Here is a 20,095-nt window from a genome sequence, read left to right on the forward strand (position 1 = left end):
TGTCATGCCCAGTGATGCTTGTTGGACAGACATGCTTTTTCCGTGGCACGAAACGCCTCGGCGCAGTATTCGGCCACGGACGCGGCAGTGACCTCGACAGCCATGTCCTCGTCCTTGCGGTAGTCTGCGAGCGTTCGCTCAAGTGCCGGCTGCAAAGCTTTGAAGAACGCTTCATGCATGGACACATTGCTCATGTACGTTGCCGGGTAGCCGGTGTAGATGCCATGTTGCAGACATCTCTGTGCGAAGGCCTTTCCATGCCTTTTTGTGGGCAGAACAATGTCGAACATGGTGTCGCTGCCGAGAACGCGCGCTGGTATTTCGCTGCGCTCGAACGAGGTCTGGAACAGACTTTTGAGCGTTGAGCCAACTTCGGCGAGACGGGCCGCAATTCCGGCTTCTTCAAAGATTTCCTGTGTCAGGTTGCCAGCCACAAAGGCCCGGTTCTCGCGCAGGTAGGTATTGCCGAGATAGGCCCTGTCGGCTCCCGCCATGGCATCCATGGTGCCGACCACCGCGGAAAGGCCGACACCTTGTGCGATCCCCTTGGCCAACGTAATGAGGTCGGCTTTCACGCCATGTTTCTGGCAGTAGCCCCCCTTGGCGTAACGAAGTCCGCACAGGACCTCGTCGACGATCAGCAATGCGCCATGCAGCCTTGCCAGCCTGGAGATTTCCTGCAGCAGTTCAGGGGGAAAGACCGAGGGCTCGGGCGTGAAAAAAATCCCTGCGACTTTCCCCTCGTTCTTGGCCAGTTGCTGCTCCAGGATCTCGAGGTCATACTGAAAATCGTGGATGTGCTGATCGCTGGCTGGCGGATTGTCCGACCAGGGATGCTGCTGAAAGATGTCGTGCCATCCATGGAAGCCAGCCGTCAGGATGATCGACTGGCCTGTTCGGTGCCGGGCGATCCGAACCGCTGCTTCCGTTGCACAAGACCCCGTCCTCAGAAAGAACACTCTGGGCGTGTCTGGGAACATCATCGAGATTTTCCGGGCCAGCATCTGGCGTTGCAGGCTCACCGGCGATGGCAAGATGTCGGCTTCCTGCTCCATCGAACGCGCCAGCTTGGCCTTGAATACCGGATCATTGCTGCCGAACGGTGAAGCCCCGCTGCAGGACGTCATGTCCATATAGGTTTTGCCGTTGATATCCTCCGCCATCGCGCCGTTGGCTGAGCGAAACAGGATGGATGAACGGGTTTCACGTTCCCATTCGGCCAAATGTCCGGTAGCTTCAAAATCGAGCATTCAAATTACCCTTTCATCGAGTGACATGGCCATTCGCCTCGCATTGGCCATGATGGTGTGAGTCGGATTGCTGTTCCCTGCGAAATTCATGACGGAGCCATCCATGACATGAATGTTTTTGAATCCATGGATGCGTCCGCAGCTGTCTACGACCGAGGTCCTGGGGTCGCACCCGGCGCGCATCGTGCCGTGCAGGTGGGAGCTGCCTTTTGAGTGGGCAAAAGGCTCTCGCTCGATTCGACCTGCGCCAAGGTGGCGCAGAATTTCATCCGCGCGGTCGGCGAGAAAACCAATTCGCGCGCGATCATTTTGCGAATTGGCGTATTCGAAACGAATGCGAGGGATACCGTGGTGGTCAACGGTCTCGTCCAGCACGACGCGGTTGTGTGACCATGGTTCCTCACCGGCGATGTAGTGCAGGCGCACAAGACCGGTGTTTTCATGCGGCGATGGGAGATTCGCCTCGTAGATGAGGCCGCCCAACCCGCAAGGCACATCGACATGCTCGTAGAACTGGTCCGTATACACGGTCGCATGAGTTCCCCAGTGAGGGGCCAATGCAGCGGAGTTGCAATCGGCAGACTTCACGTGGCCGACCGAGTAGCCGCTGATCTTGAATGAGAGGCCTCGTCCGACAAGGTCGGAGCCGTTGCCTATTCCCTTCGGCGCATGCACGCTCTTCGACCGAAGCATCAATGCGGCTGTTTGCACGGCGTTTGCGCAGACGATCACCCTGTCGACCGGGATGCGGATCAGTTCCGATGAGAGCGGCACATAGCACTCAAGGGCTTCCGCCGTGGCGTCGTTGCGCAGCGCGATCCGATTGACAAAACAGCCATACAGAACCGAGATCATTCCCGGCAGGGCGTCGTCGTCCAGGATGTTCCTGGCCAGCACGGATGCTTTCGCCTCCGTGGGGCACACCAGTTCATCGCAGGCTGAACATGCGATGCATCCCTTGCGGGTCCCTGGCGGGCGGATTGCCAGTGGAATACGCTGCGGTCTTATTCCGAGCTCCCGCATCGCGTTGGACAGCATGAGTCCGCGAGGGCTGGCCGGATACGATGGAAATCCGTTCGAACCACTGACCTCCAGGAGATGCTCGATCTCCGCGTAGAAGGGTTCGAGGTCCTGGAGGGCGATGGGCCAGTCGACCTCCATGTCGGTCGCAAGATATCGGGAGGCCGACAGATCCGCCTGCCGGTATCTCAACGTGATCGCGTTGTAGAACTGCATTCCGCCGCCGACACCGCACGCGGTCCATGGATTGCCGTCGGCGGGGCCATCCGAAGAAGTGAATGCGCGGCTGTAGGCTGCTTGATGAGGGCCGTACATGGCGCCCGGGGAAACCAGGCCTCCAAATTCCAGGATGGCCACGCGGTAACCTTTTTCCGCCAGTGTCCGCGCGGCGATCGATCCAGAGGGCCCAGAGCCAACGATGATCGCGTCGAAGTTCGTGTAGTCACAGGAGGCGGCCGAAATATGTCTGATGCTTGTCACAGACAGTGGTCCTCGCCTCTGGGTCTGGGTGTGGCGGGCCAGCAGCCGGTGCTCGCGACGGTGACCAGGAGGTGCTTCGTACGTGCCACGTAGTGGGAAACCGCAATGCCCGCTGGGTCGGTGGCGGGGTGGCGGTAGTCGACGAATAGGCCGTCGTGAGTTCGCGAGATCCAAAGGCACACCTCGTCCGGATCGGTGCAGCGGCTACGCAGGGCGATGGTTCGCCAACGGTTCCAGTCGCGACTGCCGCGGGTACGGCGAGCGTCCATGTACGAGATCATGAAAGGATCGCGCAGGGGGTGGCCCAGCAGTTCCGCCACCCGCAACATCGGTGTCCGGGCCAACTCCTTGGCTTCGTCGAGACTGGAGAACGCGGCACTCACCGCCTCGTCAAAGGAGTCGGTTGCGCTCAAGGGGAAGGCAACCGGGACCATTCCCACATACCAGCCGATGGACCATTGCCAGGCGCTGGTCTGGGTATTGATGGGGACCATGGTGCGAAACTCGTCTGAGCCGGTGATTTCATGGCCGACCTTGGCGAAGCAGGCGAGCAGCCCGGATGCGGCGTCGCCTCCGGCTGCGCGGCAGACTCGGTCGAAGGCGCGTGCGGCGGATGCGTCAAGCAATTCGCTGCGTCCACTTGTCTGGGTGCCGGAGCTGTTGCTCAGATCGCTGACCGGTAAAGGGAACTCCGGCAGGCGGCCGCTGCCCTTGGCGAGGAATCGCCGCCAGTGGACGATGGATTCGTGGTCGGCGGTCAGCGCATCGGCGGCGGTCCGTTCGGCCTCAGCGAAATCAAGATAGCTGGCCGCGGGGGGAAGAGGAGGCGGGGCAGGCGTGCCATTGGAAATGGCGAGTGCTGCGGCGTACAAGGCTTGGATCTCATATATGGTCTGGCAAACCGAGTAACCATCGATCAGGCTGTGATCGGCGGCGAGACAGACCGTGGTCGCCTCCGGGCCGCTGATGGTGGTACAGATATATCCAGGCCAAGCGAGGGGACCGGCCTCGCTGTCGAACAACTCCTCCAGGTGCCACGCCAGTTTCCGGCCGTCGGCAAAATCTCCCTCTGCACTGGGTTGAATACTCACGGCACCGGCCGATAGTGTCATGCGCTGCAGGCCGGCCTCCGGGGTGGAGCTGGATGCAGGAGCAAGGTGACTGCGCAGGGTTTCGTGGCGATTCGCCCAGTCGCACAGGGCCGTGGCGAAGGCGTTCGCATCGAGCTCGGCGGGCAGTTCGAAGGCGCAACCCAGCCAGGACGGTGGCATAGGACCTTCGCCTGCCGCCTCGATTGCGCATGTGATGAGTGCTTCCTGGACGTGGGACGCTCGCCGGAGATCGGCTACCCAGGCCGCCGCGGACCTGTCCGGGGCGCGGGCTCGCCAGACGGTGAGGCGGCCTGGAGACAGGCTGAGTGACGACATGTCAGTGAATTTCATGATTGGGCATGTCCTATCTGCGAGGAATGAAAACGGTTGGCGCGGATGTCGGCGCGACTTGTGCTTCCGCAAGCTGCGGCGTGCGCACTGTCCACAGGTCGGACGCCAAAATCCAAGCGGTGGCTGTCGCGATCAGGGCGCCGCTGAACAGCAACGTTGTTCGGGAATCCAGCCACATTCCACAGGCGCCTCCCAGCAGGGCACCCAGCGAAGCCAGACCCCAGACGACTGTGCGGATGCTCGCGTTCACCCGGCCGTGCAGCTCAGGTGGCGTCAGTGCGTAGCGGATCGGTACCTGGTGGACGTTGTAGACCTGCTGGCCGGTCCATAGCAGGAGTTGCGACAGCCCTGCCGCCAGCCATCCCGACTCTTGAAGCACCGGGGTAAGTACCGCGCCGACGGCGCTGGCGAGGAGGGCTGCGACCAGCACGCGACCCAAGCCCAGCACCCTGGCAACTGGACGGGCGAGCAACGAGCCTGCGACAGCTCCAACCGCAGCGATGCCCGTGACTGTGCCGACCTCGGCGCCGGTCAGTCTCAGCGCTTCGGTCAGGTACACCAGGAAGACCGCAGAGTAGGCGCTGTAGCAAAAGATGAGCGTGCCGGTGGCAAGGGTGACCGCGCGCAGTCGAGGCGTGCGCAGCACGAACAATGCACCCTCGGCCGCCTCCGAGAGGACGCGGCCGATACTGCTGCTGCCTCGCATGACGCTCCGATGGTCCTTGCAGCCCTCCGTAGCCGACGAGGCTCTCTCTGGCCTCATCGCCACGTACGGGAGCAGCGCCGTCGCTAACAGGAACGACGCTGCGTCCGCGAGTATCGCAATGGGCGCGGAAACGGTGGCGATCAGCCAGCCCGCGAGAGGCAGGCCAAGCACCAGCGCCGCCGACTGTCCCAACTCCAGTCTGCTCTGCGCCTTTACCAGTTGCGGACGCCGCACGACGGTTGGCACACACGCCAGGAAGGCCACATCGGCGATCACCGTGGCCGCACCCACAAGAACGGCGACGATATACAGGTGAAGCATGCTGACGTTTCCGTGCAGAGAAGCAGCCAGCGGCACGGTGGCCAAGGTGAACGCCATTGCAGTGTTCGCCGTCATCAGAAGGATCCGGTGCGAGACCCGGTCGACGAGGACTCCAGCGGGCAGGCCCAGCAACAGGTACGGAACCCGTCCGCAGGCGAGCAATACCCCAGTCTCGAGCGGCCCCGCGCTGTGCAGTTGGATCGCGGTCAGAGGAAGGGCGAGAAGCGTCACCTGAGAGCCCAAGAAGGAGACCACCTGGCCTGTGAGAAGCAGGTAAAAGCTGCGAGACAGTCGAGGCGCTTCGTGCGTCTTCTGGCTCATCTCGCGTTCTCGGTATGCGGTGTCGATAGGCCGTAGCCCAGGCGTTCCAGTTCCTTCCCTGCGATCTGCTCGAACGCCTTGATTTCCCCGGACGTGAGGTCGTGCAGATATCGGCCGTTACGCCCCGTGTACAGCGGTTTGTTGGCGGCTTTTGCCGCAGGATGGCCCCAGGGTTTGTCGAACAGTGCGTGCTTTTGCTCTGCGTGGTGCAGGACTGCCTCGTCCCATGGCAGTCCGAGATAGTCCAGCATCTGCCCGATGGTCTGGCGAGGCTGGCTGACCAAGTCCTCGTACCGTACTTCCAGATAGCGACCGTCGGGGGCAGCTTGGCGGGGTCGGGTGAGAACCTCCAGCCATCCGCGCGCGGCCTGCTCGACCGTCCGGTAGCCCCAGTCGGGGACGGTCTTGATATGGGACGCAGCCAGGTCACGGCCATCGCGGATGATGTGGATGAAATGGGCTTGTGGCCAGATCGCGGCATACGTGCCGATGTCCTGAATCCGCCGCTGAAGCTTCAGGCCCCATCTTCCGGCCCCCGTCTGTTTACGTCGGAATTCGCCGATGGAGTCGATGAGCAGACAGCGATCCTCCAACGCGGACAGATCGGTGCCGCGTTCGACCATCAGGCGGGTTACCAGGTTCCGTATGTCGTCACGGCTGAGACCGAATCGTTCGCACTGCACAACGAAGTGAGCACCGTCGAACCACTCAGGGGCAACGCTGTCCTTCGTCGCATCGGCGAGCTGCGAGGCGTGGAGGTCCATCAGGTCGCATACCGCGAGGATGTGCGGGCCGAGGTCGACGGGTTCGGTGAAATCGATCTCCGGGCCGACGACCAGATCGGAGTGGGAGTCAAGCAGGATGCTGAGCAAAGTGGTACCGGAGCGATTCTCACCGCCGAGCAGCACAGGGTTGGAGTGCAGGGCAAGTGAAGGGGTGCCGGTGGGCTGGATGCTGGTACGGGGCACGACATCTCCTGTGGGCAGTGACAAGCGGGTTTGGTCAAATCAGTCCACCTGCTTCTTCACACCGCACGGGTAGCAAACTTGCTTGGAGCTGACGTGGGCGAACTGCATGCCAAGGCTGTGTCTATCCAACACGCAAAAATGGGCTGGCCGTCAACGATGGCCGGAGGTCCTGCACGGTGCGCCGCGAATCCGTATCGACGTAAAAGGCGCTCAATGCCCAAGGGGGACACAGTGATCAGCCGATGTACGCCGTGAGCAGCTGCGAAGCGCAGCGCCGCCTCAAGTAATGCAATCACCTTCGTAGATGCAAATTGCGAAAGTGCACCGGAGGCTGCGATTTCGTCGCCGCTCGCTGCGAACCGCGAAAGCTCCCAGACCTCTGGGTCCCGGGGGGGCTCGCCCGGGATTAGCTGCGGAAACACCTCGCCAAGCAGATACGGGCGAACGGTGGGAAGTAGACGGGCGGTGCCGATTACCTCGCCGGCGTCCCCTCGCGCAAGTAGATACATCGTGTCGTCGCGGTCGAATTGGTCCAATTCGGTGTCATGTGCGGTGACCAGCTTCCAGCCGAGTTTCTCGACGAAGATCTTGTAGCGATACTTGGCCAGCTCGTGAAGAGTGCCAGGAGCTAGAGAGTCGGATCGACCAGTAAGAATCTCCACCTTGACCTCTTTGCGTTGTGCGTGGAGGTGGATTTCACCGTTGGCTGAGTGATCTCGGAACTGCCAATTCTGGTAGTTCATCTGGTCTGAGATTTGCAGAACGAATTGCGTGCGAATGCGTGTCAGTCGAGGCGATCTACAGCAGTTGCGAGTGCGATAAGGTTTGGAGTGAAATCAAGATCAATTTCGTCCTCGCCGATCAAGAGGACGTTGCGTCGCAGTAGGCCGACTCGCACAAAGCGAGTCTCGGAAAGGCAGACCTCAACCACCAATCCCAGCCGATAGAAAGTGGGGATTCCGACGCCCTTCTACTCAGTGAACCCGCTGATATTGGCCTGTGTGCCGCAGAAGCGGTCTGCGTCTGGAGTTGTCTCCCTCTATCCCTGTTATGAGATGGCAAACATCGAGTGTCAGGAGCTGATTCACCGATATACGCAGATGGCCATCGCGCGAGACCGGTGTCTAACCAGAAATGCGTATTCGCCTACGGCAGGCGAACGTGTGCAACTCAACGATCAGCCACCGGAAAGCAAGCTGGGCCAGGATGGAGGTAGGTCGGATGCCCAAAGTCGATGACAACGAGTCGGCACAATTTGCACAACATTTAAAGTGAACCCGATCGTACATTTCATGCTGCTTGGACTCAAAAACTGACTTGACGCAACACGTGAGGTAGAGCTATGAACAAGTGGTCGGAGACGCTGCTGACGGCCTTGAACCGAACCTCTGGGGAAGAGGAGGTGTTCGCACTTGTTCTCTCATCAGCACGAGAACTCGGCTTCGAGTATTGTGCGTACGGTCTACGCCACCCGCTGCCACTGACTAGTCCGAAGGTTTTCATGATCAACAATTACCCGAGCGAGTGGCGGGAGCTCTATGTGCAAAAGGGGTATCTGCACATTGATCCGACAGTGATTCATTGCCGGAAAAGCCAAACCGCACTCGTTTGGAGCGATGACATTTTTGAAAGTGCGAGGGGGTTCTGGCATTCAGCACGCTCATTCGGACTCAATATCGGGTGGGCCCAGTCCTGTTTTGACGGGCATGGGGGAGTCGGAATGCTGACGCTTTCGCGGCGAGCAACGCCGCTCAGTCAGGCGGAGCTTGATGCCAACGAATCGCACATGCGCTGGTTGGTCAACATATGTCATCAAGCCCTTGCGAGAGTGGTATCGCCTCGCTTGAATATTGAACAAGATGTGCCATTGACTTCGCGCGAGATCGAGATATTGCAATGGTTAGCTGATGGCAAGACATCGAGCGAGGCTGCTGAGATACTTTGCATCTCGGCCGACACGGTGAACTACCATCTGAAGAATGCCGTGGTAAAGCTTCGAGCTGCGAACAAGACGGGGGCAGTAGTGAGGGCCGCTTTGCTTGGCCTTCTGAGCTAAGAGTGTTGATTTCTATGGAGTCCTGACCCGATGGGGAGGCGGACAAAAACTTGGACTACCAAGAGGTAGTTCATGTATTCGCACGAAGACTGGATTCGAGCTGTGCACCGCTCAGCGAGATCGAGCCCGACTCGGTCTGCGGCCAGATGAAGCGGCCACGCTCCAAGTGTTTGGCCAGCACACACATGCCGTCGTCGTCAACACACACCGGCATCAATGAAACCCCCTCGGCACTGTCCCCCATTTTTTCGAGCGCCGTCCTAAGCGACTCGATCGCTGCTGCAGAAAGATCCTTCCGCTTCAGCTTGATCGTTGTCAGTCCCTTCGCCGTCGTTGAAATTACGGCAACGAGAACTCCTTCCAGAATCACGTTCACATCCGGTTTCGGCAATTGAGCTTTCGACTCCGTTGGCTCTTCGTTTCCGAGCAGCAGCGCCAGCACCGCAAGACGATCCAGTTCCCCCTGAAATGCGGCCGCCTTGGTCGCCCGAAAAGCCATCTTTTCCGGATCTTCGTCCCAGGCTCGCTTCAGCGCCCCTGCGTCCCGGTATTGCAACTCCAAGGGTGACCTAAGGAAGGTCTGATCAAGTCGTAAATTGGCTTGATGGCGAGCGCGTGTGCTTGTCGTTGCGCTCGCAAGCTCGTCTCTCCAGGCGAAGGGCGACCATCAAGCGCTTGAGTCCCGACAACACTTCGAACCTCGCTTCCGGAAACTCCGGGTGCACTGAGGACGGCGAGCATGGCCGGACCAGAATTGGAACCATGTTTCCGCCCGCTTCACGCATCTGCTCCTGCAACTCGTCGGCACCGACAGCGTGGAAGAGATCGCCGTGCCGGATCGCCCAGCGCGATGGGGAGACCAGGTGCGGATCGATCAGTCCCGCTACGCCCGTGGCGCGAAAGTCGGGCGACCAAGCCTTCAATTGCGTCATAAGCCTATGAACCTCGTTGTCTTGGTATTGGGTTGAGGTCGAGGCCGGGGGGAAGGGCTCCTTCAGGAGCTTGATGTAAGGGACAAGTGCCACCGCAGAAGAAACAGTATGGATGGCGGGCTGGGGTGTTTCGAGACGCATGACGGCTCCTGAGGTCGACGGCCGACTCCGGCGGCGGCCCCTGCCAGCGCCCAGCCATAGCGGCTGATACACTTTGAGCGCGTTGTCAGGTGTCCTAGCGTCCCGTGGAAACGGCGGGGCGGCCAGGGTGAAACGGGAAGTCGGTGCGCAGCGGTGGTAAACACCGCGCCATGCCGACGCTGCCCCCGCAACGGTAAGCGAGTCAAAAGCAAAACCCCGGGATTCGGTCCCGCGCCACTGTGTCACGAAAAGCACGGGAAGGCGGTCTTTGCGGGAGAGCCGATGGCCCTCCGCTCGCGAGCCCGGAGACCGGCCTGACGACCAGCGCATGACCTTGCGGTGGGCGAGGATCGGCGGGCGACGCATGGCGTCTGGCTCGATGCATCCTCGCATCCGTCGGCGCCGCATCCACGGACGCCTCCCGATTTCTCCCTCCCGCCGGGTCTTACCGACCATCTATCGCGCGGCGGGCGCGGAGGAACCAACATGAACGAGCGAGCCATCGCTCCAGGCAGCGCCGCGGGCAGCGCGGCCCTGCGTACGTCCGCGCCGGGAACCGTCTGGTTCGTCGGCGCGGGTCCGGGCGACCCGGAACTCATCACCGTCAAGGGCCGCGGCCTCATCGAACGCGCCGGGGCGATCCTGTTCGCGGGCTCGCTCGTGAGCGAAGCCGCCACGCGCTGGGCGCCCCCCGATTGCGTTGTCGCCGACAGCAAGGACATGACGCTCGAGCAGATGTCTTCATGGCTGATCGCGCAGGCCGCGCGCTGCCAGACCGTGGTGCGCCTGCAGACCGGCGACCCGGGTCTCTATGGCGCGCTGATCGAACTGGTGCAGCCGCTGGATGCGGCGGGCGTGCCGATCGGCGTCGTACCGGGCGTCTCCTCCGCCATGGCCTCGGCGGCGGCGGCGGTGGAGAGCCTCACGCTGCCCGAGGTCACGCAGACCGTGATCTTCACGCGCGTCGAAGGGCGCACGCCGATGCCGGAAGGCGAGTCACTCGAGGCGCTGGCTGCGCACCACAGCACGCTGTGCATCTTCCTGAGCATCACGTTGATCGGCAAGGTCACGGCCGCGCTGACGGCCGCTGGCTGGTCACCCGACGCGCCCGTGGTGGTGGTCCACAAGGCGAGTTGGCCGGGTGAGGAGCAGATCGTGCGTGGCACGGTCGCCACCATCCAGGCGCTGTGCCGCGAAGCCCGCATCGTGAGCCAGTCGATGATCATCGCCAGCCCCACGCTGGGCGCGCGGCAGTGGACCACGCTCGCCAAATCCAAACTCTATGACGCGAGTTTCACGCACCGCTTCCGGCGCGCGAGCGTTCCCGTCGAAACCCTCCAGCAGGACCTTCCATGAGCACCGAAACCATTCTCCTGGTGGGCCACGGCTCGCGCGAAAAATCCGGCAACGACGAGATCGAGGCTTTCGCGGCGCAATGGCGCGAGCGGCAACCCGGCTGGCGCATCGAGGTCTGCTTCATCGAGTTCTCCGAGGTCACGATGAGCGAGGGCCTGCGCCGCGCGGCCGAGGGCGCGCAACGCGTGGTCGTGGTGCCGCTCATCCTCAATGCGGCGGGCCACGTGAAGATGGACATCCCGCAGGCCATCGATGGTGCGCGGCTCCAGTATCCGATGGTGCAGTTCCTCTATGCGCCGCACCTCACGGCCTGCGACCCGATCCTCGCGATCCTGCGGCGGCGCCTCAAGGGCGCGATGCAGGCGCTGGACATGCCCGACCCGACCACCACCGGCGTGGTGATCCTGGGCCGGGGATCGTCGGACCGACAGGCCAACGGCGACATGGCGAAGATGGCGCGCTGGCTGCTGGAGGAGACCGACCACGAACTGGTGGATCTGGCCTTCACGGGCATCACCTACCCGCGCCTGGAGAAGGCCGTGCAGCGCCAGAGCCTGCAGGGCATGAAGCAGGTGGTGGTGCTGCCGTACTACCTGTTCAACGGCACGTTGGTCGAACGCATTGCGCGCCAGGTTGAGAACCTGAAGGCGCAATACCCGACGATCCGCTTCGTCTCGACCCGGTACTTCGGCTTCGAGCCCGAGATCTTCGCGCTGCTGGAACAACGCGTGAACGACCTGCGCCGCGGCGTGCCGATCGCGCTCATGCCCTGCGACGGCTGCAAGTTCCGCGACTTCGCGGTGGCGCACGGCCTGGGCGGCCACCACCATGACGATGCGGTGCCGCACAGCCATGGCGAGGGGCATCCGCATCCGCACGATCACGCGCATGACCACGCGCATGGCCGCCCTCATGCGCACGACACAGCGCCAGCACTGCGATGAAACCGACGTCTTCCATGGCGGCCAACGTCGTCACCGAGCAACTTACCGCGGCCGGCCGCACCATCGAGCACGACTCCTTCGCGGTGATCGATCGCGAGGTGACGTCGCACGCCTACACGGCCGATCAATGGCCCGTGGTGCGCCGCATGATCCATGCGAATGCCGATTTCGACTTCAACGGCCTGACCGACTTCCACCCGGACGCGGTCGACGCCGCCATCGCCGCCATCCGTTCGCGAGCAAGCCGCGTGGTGGCCGATGTCGAGATGATCTGCGTGGGCCTCTCGGCCCCGCGCCTGGCCCATTTCGGCATGGGCACGCACCAGTTCATCAGCGACGAGGATGTGATCGCGCAGGCCACGGCCGAAGGCACCACACGCGCCGTGCAGGCCATGCGCAAGGCACACCGCTTGGGGCTGGTCGACGGCGCGATCATCGGCATCGGCAATGCACCGACCGCGCTGATCGAGATCGTGCGGCTGATCCATGAAGAGGGCGCGCGCCCCGCGCTGGTGGTCGGCATGCCGGTCGGCTTTGTGTCGGCGGCCGAGTCGAAGGACCTGATGGCGCTGGAGGCCGGCGTGCCCTGGGTCGTGATTCGCGGCCGCAAGGGCGGCTCCACCTTGGTGGTGGCCGCGATCCACGCGCTGCTGGGTCTGGCCGAGGCGCACGAGCACGCCGCATGATGAACAAGGACGCGCCCCGCGGCACCCGCACCGGTTTCACGACCGGTGCGTGTTCGGCCGCGGCAGCGCGCGCGGCGGTGATCGGCCTGGTCACCGGCCGGGTGCCCGAGGAGGTCGAATGTCTGCTGCCCAACGGCGACCTGGTGCGCTTCGCGGTGCAGGACGGCCGCGTCGACACCGCGGGCGTGAGCGCGCATGCGATGGTCATCAAGGACGCGGGCGACGACCCCGACTGCACCGACAAGGCCCATCTCACGGCCGACGTGCGCCTGTTGCCCGAGCTCGCAGGGCAGGTGGTGCTGGCGGGCGGCGTCGGCGTGGGCACCGTCACCATGCCGGGGCTAGGGCTGGCCGTCGGCGGGCCGGCCATCAACCCGGTGCCGCGCCGCAACATCGAGGCGAACGTGCGCGCCGTGGGCACCACGCTGCTCGACCAGGTCGGCCTCGAAGTTGCGATCTCCGTGCCGCAGGGCGAAGAGATGGCCAAGAAGACACTCAATGCACGCCTGGGCATCCTCGGCGGCATTTCCATCCTGGGCACGACCGGCATCGTCAAACCCTATTCCACCGCCGCCTACCGCGCGAGCGTGGTGCAGGGCGTGCAGATGGCGGGCACGCTGGGCCATGGCGTGGTCGTGCTCACGACCGGTGGACGTACCGAGAAGTTCGTGATGGCCGAAATGCCGGAGCTGCCCGAGCCGGCCTTCGTGCAGATGGGCGACTTCCTGCGCTATGCGATGGGCGCTGCGGTCAAGGCCGGGATCAAGAGGGTCGTGATCGGCGGCATGGTCGGCAAGCTCACCAAGATCGCGCAGGGCGAGACCATCACCCACGCCGGCCGCGCCGAGGTCGACACCGGCCTGCTGGCCGACCTGGCCGCAGGGCTCGGCGCGCCGCCCGACGTGTGCGACGCGATCCGCGGCAACGAGACTGCGCGCTATGCCGGCGAGCGCATGGACGCGCTCGGGCTCGGCACCGCTTTCCACACGGCGCTGGCACAACGCGTCATCCAGACGCTGCGCACGCGCTACCCCGACCAATTCGAACTGAAAGTGCTGGTCTGCGACTTCGAAGGCCGAAAGATCGCGGAGGCCTCCTGAACACCGACAAGATGATGAACAAATGCCGAATTCTTGGCGTGCTCGATGACGGCGATGCGAGCCTCGGCCGCAGCGCGCTGGCGCATCTGCAGCACGCGCAACTGGTGATCGGCGGCGCGCGCACGCTGGCCCTGTTCGCGTCGCACATCGCACCCGATGTGGTGCAGCGCGACCTGACCGGCGACCTGTCGCAGGTGCCCGAATGGATTCGCGCCGCGCAGGCCGAGGGGCGACGCGTGGTCGTCCTGGCCACCGGCGATCCGCTGTGCCACGGCATCGCGGCCTTCCTGGCGGCGCACCTGTGCCTGGAGGCGATCGAGGTCCTGCCCAACGTGTCGACGCTGCAGTTGGCCTGTGCGCGCCTTGGCCTGCCATGGCAGGAGATGAAGTTCGCTTCCGTGCACGCCAAGGACGCGGGCGACTGGCTGCCGGGCTCGCCGCCCGCGCATGGCCTGTATGCGCTGCTGCGCGACATCCGCCAGCACGATCGCCTGGCTGTGCTCACCAGCCCCGACAACACGCCCGACCGCATCGCGCGCATGCTCGTGGCCGAGGGCCTGGCCGACGACTTCGAGATGGCCGTCGCCGAGCGTCTGTGCCAGCCCGAGGAGCGCGTGGTCAGCGGCATGCGCATCACCGCCGCGGCGCAGATGCGCTTTGCGGATCCGAACGTGGTGCTGCTCTGGCGCACCCGGCTGCGTGCGCCGCAGGTGTTGTTCGGCCTGCCGGACGCCAGCTTCGAGCAGCGCCATCCCGAGAAGGGCCTGATCACCAAGAACGAGGTGCGTGCCGTCTCGCTCGCTCGCATGCAGTTGCGCGCCGACAGCGTGGTATGGGACATCGGCGCGGGCTCTGGCTCGGTCGGGCTCGAGGCCGCACGGCTGTGCTGGCGCGGCCACGTCTACGCGATCGAGAAGAACGCGGACGACAGTGCCATCGTCGCGCGCAACCGGCAGGCCATGGGCGTGAGCAACCACAGCCTGGTGCACGGCAAGGCGCCCGAGGGCCTGGCGGCGTGGGCCGACCCGGACGCGGTGTTCATCGGCGGCTCCGGCGGCGAACTGGCCGAACTCATTGCGCTGGTGCTGCGGCGCCTGCGCCCGGGCGGCTGGCTGGTGATGAATTTCGTGACCATCGAGAACTTCGCGGGCGCGGTCGAGGCGTTGAAGGCGCAAGGTGCGAGCTGGGACGTGCTGCAGCTTCAGGCCTCGCGCAGCAAGCCGATCCTGCACATGCATCGGCTTGCGGCCGAGAACCCGGTGTGGCTGGTCTGTGCGCAAAGGGGCGAGGCCCACGCGAAAAGAGATGAGGCCTGCGTGCAGGCGGGCGGTACGGTATGACGGCGCCCGGCATGCTCTACGGCGTGTCGCTCGGCCCCGGCGACCCCGACCTGATCACGCGCCGCGCCTGGTCGCTCCTGACGCGCCCCGACACCATCTGGACCTATCCCGTTCGCAGCCTGCGCAAGGAAAGCTACGCGCTGGACATCGCGCTGCGCGCCGGGCTGTCGACGCCCGCGCAGCATCAGGCCCTGCTGTTCCCGATGACGCACGACGTCGAGAAGCTCGCGCGCCATTGGCTCAAGGCCGCCGAGGCCGTGCGGGCGCTGCTGGCGACCGGGCAGGATGTGCTGTTCCTGGTCGAGGGCGATGCCTCCACCTACGCGAGCTTCTGCTACCTGGCGCGCGTGCTGCGCGAGCTCGACCCGGCCGCGCGCATCGAGGTCGTGCCCGGCGTGACCTCTTTCAATGCGGCCTGCGCACGGCTGCAGTTGCCGCTGTCCGAGCAGGACGACACCGTTGCCATCGTGCCGGCGGCCTACGGCATTGCCGCGGTCGAGAAGATGCTCGAGGACTTCGACACGCTGGTGCTCATGAAGGTCAAGCCGCTGCTCGACGACCTGGTTGACCTGCTGGCGCGGCGCGGTCTGCTTGAACACAGCCGTTTCATCGAGAAGGCCGGCTCGCCGGTCGAACGTATCGTGCACGAGGTGGCCAGCCTGAAGGGCACGAAAGTCAATTACCTGTCGCTGCTGCTGGTGAAGAACCCCGGCCGCGAACGCGGTGAGCTGGTGCGCGGCTGCCGCAAGAAGACCAGCACCGAAATCGAAGAGGACAACCCGAATGACGAATGACGCCGCATCCGCGGAAACCGCACCCCGCGTGGTGCTTGTTGCCATCACCAAGCATGGCGCGCAGCAGACGGCCGGACTGGCGCGCCTGTTGCCTGAGGCCAGCGTGTGCGTGGCCGACAAGTTCGCGCCGCTCATGGCCGGCCTGCCCAACCCCGTGCGCGCGTACGCGGGCGCGTTTCGTGACGAGATCGCCGCGCTGTTCGCGGACTTCGATCAGGTCGTGTTCTTCGTTTCGCTCGGCGCCGTGGTGCGCCTGATCGCACCGCACCTCAAGAACAAGGACGAAGATCCGGGCGTGCTGGTGGTCGACGATGCCGCGCAGTTCGTGATCCCGGTGCTCTCGGGCCACGTCGGCGGTGCCAACGCGATGGCCGAGCAGGTCGCCGCGCTGCTGGGGGCCACACCCGTGCTGACCACTGCGTCGGATGTGGGCAAGACCATCCCCGTCGACATCCTCGGGCGTGAACTCGGCTGGAAGGTGGAGGCGCCCAAGATCAACATCACGCGCGTCTCGGCCCATGTCGTGAATGGCGAACCGATCGCGGTGGTTCAGGAGGCAGGCAGCCCCGATTGGTGGACCCGCCCGACGCCTCTGCCGGCCAACATCCACCGGTTTGCGCGATTCGGCGAGGTCGACCTCGCGCGCTTCAAGGCCGTGCTGTGGATCACGCAGGCCGAGGTGAGCGCCGAACGCTGGACCGCGCTGGCGGAGCGCCTTGTGGTCTACAGGCCGCCCCAATGAGCCCGGTGCGCTATGCCATCGGCCTGGGCTGCGACCGCGGCACGCCGCAGGCCACGCTGCAGCAGGTACTCGACGAAGCGCTGACCAGCATCGGTGCGCAATTGGCACAGGTGGCGGCATCGGCCAGCATCGACCTGAAGGCCGACGAGGCGGGCCTGCTGGCGCTGGCCGCAGCCCACGGCTGGGCGATGCGCTTCTATCCCGCCGCGCAACTGGCGGACGTGCCCGTGCCGCATCCGTCGGAGACGGTGCGCAGGCACACCGGCACGCCCTCGGTCAGCGAAGCGGCCGCGCTGCTGGTCGGCGGCGGCCTGCCGATGACGGCGCTGGTCGTCCCGAAGCACAAACACCGCGGCGCCGACGGGCGCCACGCGACGATCTCGATCGCGCGAATGTCCTGAATCTCAATCCCGAATGGATCCCGCAATGAATACCTCTGTGCGCACCGCGCCAGCCCTGGAGTTGAACCGATGAGCGGCAAGATCTCACTCGTCGGCATTGGCCCCGGCAGCCATGACCATATGACCCAGCGCGCGCTGGCCGCGATCGCCGAAGCCGACGTGGTGGTCGGCTACAGCACCTACATCAAGCTGGTGGCCGATCTGCTCGAGGGCAAGGAAGTGATCCGCAAGGGCATGACCGAAGAGCTCGACCGCGCGGTCAACGCGCTCGAACGTGCGCGCGAGGGCAAGAAGGTCGCGCTGATCTCCAGCGGCGATGCCGGCGTCTACGGCATGGCCGGCCCGACCTACGAGGTGTTATTCCAGGCCGGCTGGACGCCGGACTCGGATATCACCGTCGAGGTGGTGCCCGGCGCATCGGCCATCAACGCCTGCGCGGCGCTGGTGGGCGCGCCGCTCACGCACGACTTCTGCTCGATCTCGCTGAGCGATCTGCTCACGCCCTGGCCGGTGATCGCACGACGGCTCGATGCGGTGGCGGCAGCCGACTTCGTGGTGGCCCTCTACAACCCGAAGAGCGGGCGGCGCACGCAGCAGATCGTGCAGGCACAGCAACTGTTCCTACGGCACCGTCGGCCGGGCACGCCAGTGGCGGTGGTCAAGTCGGCCTACCGCCGGCGCGAGCGCATCGAGTTCACCACGCTGGCCCACATGAGCGAGTGCGACATCGGCATGCTGACGACCGTGCTCATCGGCAACAGCCACACCTTCCTGCAGCACGGCCTGATGGTCACGCCGCGCGGTTACGCCAACAAGTACGACCTGGACGACGGTGGCAGCACGCGCGGCGGCGAGAAGCCCGGCCGCTCGCTGTCGACCGGGCTTCTGGGCTGGATGGCCAACCTGCGTGCCGACCATGCCGAAGGGATGAGCGTTGCTGTGCTGGCGGTGCAGCACTGTCTGCCGGCTGACTACATCGAAGCCGTGCTTGCAGCACCAGCAGAGGAGGAGGGCGCTGCGGCCGCGCCGGTCGAGGAGGCACAGGAATGACCGAGATCGTCAAACCGAAGATCGGCAGCTACAAGCGCCACCTGCTGGTCTGCACCGGCCCGCGCTGCAGCCCCGACGGCGCCTCGCAGGATCTGTTCGACAGTCTGGGCGACAAGTTCAAGGCGGCGGGGCTCAATGAGGGCGAACTGCGCGTCAAGCGCAGCCGCGTCGGCTGCTTCGCCGCCTGCAAGGGCGGGCCGGTGATGTGTGTGCAGCCCGACGGCACTTGGTATTACAACGTCACGCCAGAGAACATGGACCGCATCTTGTCCCAGCACTTGGTAGGTGGCGCGGTTGTGGAAGACCTAGTGTTCCACCAGGGGCCTGGGCTGACGGCGAATGAGGACACCTGAAACGCCGCAGATGTGCGCTGGCGAAGCCAGCAAGCGGTTCTTTGAACAAGGGACTCACTTGATCGAGGACCGGGACCTGCCCGAACAAGATTCTGATCCCTCGGCACAATGCGTTCCATGATCGAGTTGGAAAAATTGCCCGACGCGGAACTGGGCGCAAGGGCGGTCGAATGGCGCAGAAGAGCGCTGCAGGGTGATCTGAATGCTCGCGGCGTGGCTCACCAGTTGGAAGCTGAACTGCGTCGACGTGCTGGTGCCCCCTTCCCGGACTACGACACCCTTGATTTGAGGCCACTGGATCTCAGGCAGGAGCGGCGACGCTGGTGGTGGCCATGGTGAGATTTCACGTCCTATCGATCAAGGACCCTTCCCGACGCGGCGCCCGTGCCGTTCGGTGAATGTATGCCACAGGCTTGCGGGCTTCAGAGCTTGCTGAAGCGCACTGCGACGGCGTGACGCCTAACGCAGCACCAGCACGGGGATGTGAGAGTGGGTCAGCACATGCAAGGTCTCACTGCCCATGAGCAACCGTGCCAGGCTGCGTCGTCCGTGTGACGCCATGACGATCAGGTCGCACTGATGATTCTTGGCCGTCGCGATGATGGCCTCGGCGATCTGGTTCGATCGCGCAACCACGATTTGTGTATTGCGAACACCTTTGACCAGCGCTGCGGACTTGACGGCTCCCACCAACTGCTGGGCCATGGCGTCCGACTGCTCCTGCATGGTTTCGATCTCCCGCTGGTTCAGCACCATGGAGCCTTCGAAGTAGCTGTATGGCTGGAGGTGCACAACCGTCATGCTCACCAGATCGGCACTGCTCAGCAAAGCCAGTTCAATGGCGGCGGCGACCGCCTGAGCCGACAAATCCGAGCCATCGGTTGCGACAAGAATGCGCTTGTACATGGCAGGCTCCTTGGCCCCCGGCACCGCGGGCGCCCTGTGAATTCAGTCTAGTCCGTGGCCTTAAGGCCTACAAGGCCAGAGTATTGGCATCGGCCCCTAGACCGCTGCAAAGCTGGCGTGCCGCATCGCTGTACGGCTAGACAAGATTCGGTCAGTTGCGACTGGCCAAGCAGCGCAGCCATCTTGGAACATCGCATTGCACGAGCCTCAAAGGCGACACAGCCGAGACCAGGGGCATTGCTCCCGATTGCATCCAAAAATGAGAGGCTGAAATCCGATTTTCATCCGAGTAGATTTAAGACTTTGGAATTAAGCTTGCGCCGCAATCTTTCTCCATGGCACCGTCTGACGGCTTTGCAGAGCTACGGGGGACTCTTCATCAGCTGCAAGTTCACGCCCCTTCGCTTGAAACATGGATTACCTGTCACCGAGACTCGCAACGAGCGCCATCGACATATTTGAAACGAAGGTGCTGACCCTGGCGAGCTGGCCGCAACTAAGACAGGTTCCGGCAGACAGGCTTGGTTGCTATGCACGCATCTGCGTGCTTCTTGCCTACGCGCCCTCTGTTGGATTTCTGATCCATCGTCGGCTCGGCTTGGAAAGCGAGGAAGTCTTGCCCGTACTCCATGCCCTGCATGATGCGGGTCACTTGCGCGTGACCTGCGACGCGCATCAGCCAGGCAATACGACGATCCTCGAAGAAGAGGCTCCCAGTGTGGAACCCGAGATTGCTCGACGCACCACCCTCTGGGGCAAACTGTTGACCAAGTTGCTGAGCTGAGC

The 20,095-nt window shown here is 63.8% G+C and carries 22 protein-coding genes and 1 riboswitch; of the genes, 13 read left to right on the forward strand and 9 right to left on the reverse strand.

Translation table 11 applies throughout. From position 1 onward, the window contains the following. Positions 1-2: 2 nt before the first annotated feature. The 6 genes from ACSFBF_RS34280 to ACSFBF_RS34305 form a co-directional block, all read right to left on the reverse strand. Positions 3-1,250 (reverse strand): aminotransferase class III-fold pyridoxal phosphate-dependent enzyme, encoded by a 1,248-nt coding sequence (locus ACSFBF_RS34280; RefSeq protein WP_435462632.1) that lies wholly within the window; start codon positions 1,248-1,250, stop codon positions 3-5. Continuing rightward, positions 1,251-2,750, reverse strand: a complete 1,500-nt coding sequence (locus tag ACSFBF_RS34285) for a GMC oxidoreductase (RefSeq protein WP_435462631.1) — start codon at positions 2,748-2,750, stop codon at positions 1,251-1,253. After that, complete coding sequence (locus ACSFBF_RS34290; protein ID WP_435462630.1) at positions 2,747-4,021, reverse strand: condensation domain-containing protein; 1,275 nt, start codon at positions 4,019-4,021, stop codon at positions 2,747-2,749. Before ACSFBF_RS34290 ends, ACSFBF_RS34285 begins: the two co-directional genes overlap by 4 nt. Positions 4,022-4,205: 184 nt before the next feature. Beyond that, positions 4,206-5,540, reverse strand: a complete 1,335-nt coding sequence (locus ACSFBF_RS34295; RefSeq protein WP_435462629.1) for an MFS transporter — start codon at positions 5,538-5,540, stop codon at positions 4,206-4,208. Continuing rightward, the gene (locus ACSFBF_RS34300; RefSeq protein ID WP_435462628.1) at positions 5,537-6,508 is read right to left on the reverse strand and encodes a sulfotransferase family protein; all 972 of its coding nucleotides are present in this window, start codon (positions 6,506-6,508) and stop codon (positions 5,537-5,539) included. The genes ACSFBF_RS34295 and ACSFBF_RS34300 overlap by 4 nt, the downstream gene beginning before the upstream one ends. 56 nt (positions 6,509-6,564) lie before the next feature. Then, entirely contained in the window at positions 6,565-7,251 is a 687-nt protein-coding gene (locus ACSFBF_RS34305) for an acyl-homoserine-lactone synthase (RefSeq protein ID WP_435462627.1), read from the reverse strand. Between the two features lie 599 nt (positions 7,252-7,850). Here ACSFBF_RS34305 and ACSFBF_RS34310 point away from each other — a divergent pair. Beyond that, positions 7,851-8,564 carry an autoinducer binding domain-containing protein gene (locus tag ACSFBF_RS34310; RefSeq protein WP_435462626.1) on the forward strand — a complete coding sequence of 238 codons (714 nt, stop codon included), beginning with the start codon at positions 7,851-7,853 and terminating at the stop codon, positions 8,562-8,564. 70 nt (positions 8,565-8,634) lie between these two features. On the opposite strand, the gene tnpB is transcribed toward ACSFBF_RS34310, so the two are convergent. Next, positions 8,635-9,126: an IS66 family insertion sequence element accessory protein TnpB gene (tnpB, locus tag ACSFBF_RS34315; RefSeq protein ID WP_435462625.1), complete on the reverse strand. Its 492-nt coding sequence runs from the start codon at positions 9,124-9,126 to the stop codon at positions 8,635-8,637. A gap of 22 nt (positions 9,127-9,148) precedes the next feature. Beyond that, positions 9,149-9,637 (reverse strand): ParB N-terminal domain-containing protein, encoded by a 489-nt coding sequence (locus ACSFBF_RS34320; RefSeq protein WP_435462624.1) that lies wholly within the window; start codon positions 9,635-9,637, stop codon positions 9,149-9,151. A gap of 70 nt (positions 9,638-9,707) precedes the next feature. Then, a riboswitch (cobalamin riboswitch) is annotated at positions 9,708-9,969 on the forward strand. Between the two features lie 154 nt (positions 9,970-10,123). On the opposite strand from ACSFBF_RS34320, the gene cobM reads away from it, so the two are divergent. From cobM to ACSFBF_RS34375, 11 genes are all read left to right on the forward strand, one after another. After that, positions 10,124-10,993, forward strand: coding sequence for a precorrin-4 C(11)-methyltransferase (gene cobM, locus ACSFBF_RS34325; protein WP_435462623.1), 870 nt, complete (start codon positions 10,124-10,126; stop codon positions 10,991-10,993). After that, positions 10,990-11,937, forward strand: coding sequence for a sirohydrochlorin chelatase (locus ACSFBF_RS34330; protein WP_435474793.1), 948 nt, complete (start codon positions 10,990-10,992; stop codon positions 11,935-11,937). Before cobM ends, ACSFBF_RS34330 begins: the two co-directional genes overlap by 4 nt. Further along, positions 11,934-12,623, forward strand: coding sequence for a precorrin-8X methylmutase (locus ACSFBF_RS34335; RefSeq protein ID WP_435462621.1), 690 nt, complete (start codon positions 11,934-11,936; stop codon positions 12,621-12,623). Before ACSFBF_RS34330 ends, ACSFBF_RS34335 begins: the two co-directional genes overlap by 4 nt. Continuing rightward, on the forward strand, positions 12,620-13,723 hold the full coding sequence (locus ACSFBF_RS34340) for a cobalt-precorrin-5B (C(1))-methyltransferase (RefSeq protein ID WP_435462620.1): 1,104 nt from the start codon (positions 12,620-12,622) through the stop codon (positions 13,721-13,723). Before ACSFBF_RS34335 ends, ACSFBF_RS34340 begins: the two co-directional genes overlap by 4 nt. A gap of 14 nt (positions 13,724-13,737) precedes the next feature. Continuing rightward, positions 13,738-15,063 carry a precorrin-6y C5,15-methyltransferase (decarboxylating) subunit CbiE gene (gene cbiE, locus ACSFBF_RS34345; protein WP_435474796.1) on the forward strand — a complete coding sequence of 442 codons (1,326 nt, stop codon included), beginning with the start codon at positions 13,738-13,740 and terminating at the stop codon, positions 15,061-15,063. Then, positions 15,060-15,857 carry a precorrin-2 C(20)-methyltransferase gene (cobI, locus tag ACSFBF_RS34350; protein WP_435462618.1) on the forward strand — a complete coding sequence of 266 codons (798 nt, stop codon included), beginning with the start codon at positions 15,060-15,062 and terminating at the stop codon, positions 15,855-15,857. The genes cbiE and cobI overlap by 4 nt, the downstream gene beginning before the upstream one ends. Then, a complete protein-coding gene (locus tag ACSFBF_RS34355) occupies positions 15,847-16,599 on the forward strand; it encodes a cobalamin biosynthesis central domain-containing protein (protein WP_435462617.1) in 753 nt (250 codons plus the stop codon). The genes cobI and ACSFBF_RS34355 overlap by 11 nt, the downstream gene beginning before the upstream one ends. Then, the gene (locus ACSFBF_RS34360) at positions 16,596-17,000 is read left to right on the forward strand and encodes a cobalamin biosynthesis protein (protein WP_435462616.1); all 405 of its coding nucleotides are present in this window, start codon (positions 16,596-16,598) and stop codon (positions 16,998-17,000) included. Before ACSFBF_RS34355 ends, ACSFBF_RS34360 begins: the two co-directional genes overlap by 4 nt. 69 nt (positions 17,001-17,069) lie before the next feature. Then, entirely contained in the window at positions 17,070-18,050 is a 981-nt protein-coding gene (gene cobJ / locus ACSFBF_RS34365; RefSeq protein ID WP_435462615.1) for a precorrin-3B C(17)-methyltransferase, read from the forward strand. After that, complete coding sequence (locus ACSFBF_RS34370) at positions 18,047-18,403, forward strand: (2Fe-2S) ferredoxin domain-containing protein (protein WP_435462614.1); 357 nt, start codon at positions 18,047-18,049, stop codon at positions 18,401-18,403. Before cobJ ends, ACSFBF_RS34370 begins: the two co-directional genes overlap by 4 nt. Positions 18,404-18,511: 108 nt before the next feature. Then, complete coding sequence (locus ACSFBF_RS34375; protein ID WP_435462613.1) at positions 18,512-18,742, forward strand: hypothetical protein; 231 nt, start codon at positions 18,512-18,514, stop codon at positions 18,740-18,742. 120 nt (positions 18,743-18,862) lie between these two features. On the opposite strand, the gene ACSFBF_RS34380 is transcribed toward ACSFBF_RS34375, so the two are convergent. Then, positions 18,863-19,309: a universal stress protein gene (locus tag ACSFBF_RS34380; RefSeq protein ID WP_435462612.1), complete on the reverse strand. Its 447-nt coding sequence runs from the start codon at positions 19,307-19,309 to the stop codon at positions 18,863-18,865. A gap of 412 nt (positions 19,310-19,721) precedes the next feature. Here ACSFBF_RS34380 and ACSFBF_RS34385 point away from each other — a divergent pair, with 412 nt between their 5' ends. Then, positions 19,722-20,093 carry a hypothetical protein gene (locus tag ACSFBF_RS34385; RefSeq protein ID WP_435462611.1) on the forward strand — a complete coding sequence of 124 codons (372 nt, stop codon included), beginning with the start codon at positions 19,722-19,724 and terminating at the stop codon, positions 20,091-20,093. Positions 20,094-20,095 lie beyond the last annotated feature (2 nt).

It is taken from the genome of Variovorax nivicola, assembly GCF_051216475.1.
In the GTDB taxonomy this organism is placed as follows: domain Bacteria; phylum Pseudomonadota; class Gammaproteobacteria; order Burkholderiales; family Burkholderiaceae_C; genus Variovorax.

What these genes read in the sequence shown, in the direction of transcription:
- ACSFBF_RS34280 (WP_435462632.1), bottom strand. Translation starts at nt 1,250, where the DNA reads ATGCTCGATTTTGAAGCTACCGGACATTTGGCCGAATGGGAACGTGAA.
- ACSFBF_RS34370 (WP_435462614.1), top strand. Translation starts at nt 18,047, where the DNA reads ATGACCGAGATCGTCAAACCGAAGATCGGCAGCTACAAGCGCCACCTG.
- ACSFBF_RS34330 (WP_435474793.1), top strand. Translation starts at nt 10,990, where the DNA reads ATGAGCACCGAAACCATTCTCCTGGTGGGCCACGGCTCGCGCGAAAAA.
- cobI (WP_435462618.1), top strand. Translation starts at nt 15,060, where the DNA reads ATGACGGCGCCCGGCATGCTCTACGGCGTGTCGCTCGGCCCCGGCGAC.
- ACSFBF_RS34355 (WP_435462617.1), top strand. Translation starts at nt 15,847, where the DNA reads ATGACGAATGACGCCGCATCCGCGGAAACCGCACCCCGCGTGGTGCTT.
- ACSFBF_RS34335 (WP_435462621.1), top strand. Translation starts at nt 11,934, where the DNA reads ATGAAACCGACGTCTTCCATGGCGGCCAACGTCGTCACCGAGCAACTT.
- ACSFBF_RS34360 (WP_435462616.1), top strand. Translation starts at nt 16,596, where the DNA reads ATGAGCCCGGTGCGCTATGCCATCGGCCTGGGCTGCGACCGCGGCACG.
- ACSFBF_RS34320 (WP_435462624.1), bottom strand. Translation starts at nt 9,637, where the DNA reads ATGCGTCTCGAAACACCCCAGCCCGCCATCCATACTGTTTCTTCTGCG.
- ACSFBF_RS34305 (WP_435462627.1), bottom strand. Translation starts at nt 7,251, where the DNA reads ATGAACTACCAGAATTGGCAGTTCCGAGATCACTCAGCCAACGGTGAA.
- cobM (WP_435462623.1), top strand. Translation starts at nt 10,124, where the DNA reads ATGAACGAGCGAGCCATCGCTCCAGGCAGCGCCGCGGGCAGCGCGGCC.
- cobJ (WP_435462615.1), top strand. Translation starts at nt 17,070, where the DNA reads ATGAGCGGCAAGATCTCACTCGTCGGCATTGGCCCCGGCAGCCATGAC.
- ACSFBF_RS34375 (WP_435462613.1), top strand. Translation starts at nt 18,512, where the DNA reads ATGCGTTCCATGATCGAGTTGGAAAAATTGCCCGACGCGGAACTGGGC.
- ACSFBF_RS34340 (WP_435462620.1), top strand. Translation starts at nt 12,620, where the DNA reads ATGATGAACAAGGACGCGCCCCGCGGCACCCGCACCGGTTTCACGACC.
- ACSFBF_RS34380 (WP_435462612.1), bottom strand. Translation starts at nt 19,309, where the DNA reads ATGTACAAGCGCATTCTTGTCGCAACCGATGGCTCGGATTTGTCGGCT.
- ACSFBF_RS34290 (WP_435462630.1), bottom strand. Translation starts at nt 4,021, where the DNA reads ATGCCACCGTCCTGGCTGGGTTGCGCCTTCGAACTGCCCGCCGAGCTC.
- ACSFBF_RS34385 (WP_435462611.1), top strand. Translation starts at nt 19,722, where the DNA reads ATGGATTACCTGTCACCGAGACTCGCAACGAGCGCCATCGACATATTT.
- cbiE (WP_435474796.1), top strand. Translation starts at nt 13,738, where the DNA reads ATGAACAAATGCCGAATTCTTGGCGTGCTCGATGACGGCGATGCGAGC.
- ACSFBF_RS34310 (WP_435462626.1), top strand. Translation starts at nt 7,851, where the DNA reads ATGAACAAGTGGTCGGAGACGCTGCTGACGGCCTTGAACCGAACCTCT.
- ACSFBF_RS34295 (WP_435462629.1), bottom strand. Translation starts at nt 5,540, where the DNA reads ATGAGCCAGAAGACGCACGAAGCGCCTCGACTGTCTCGCAGCTTTTAC.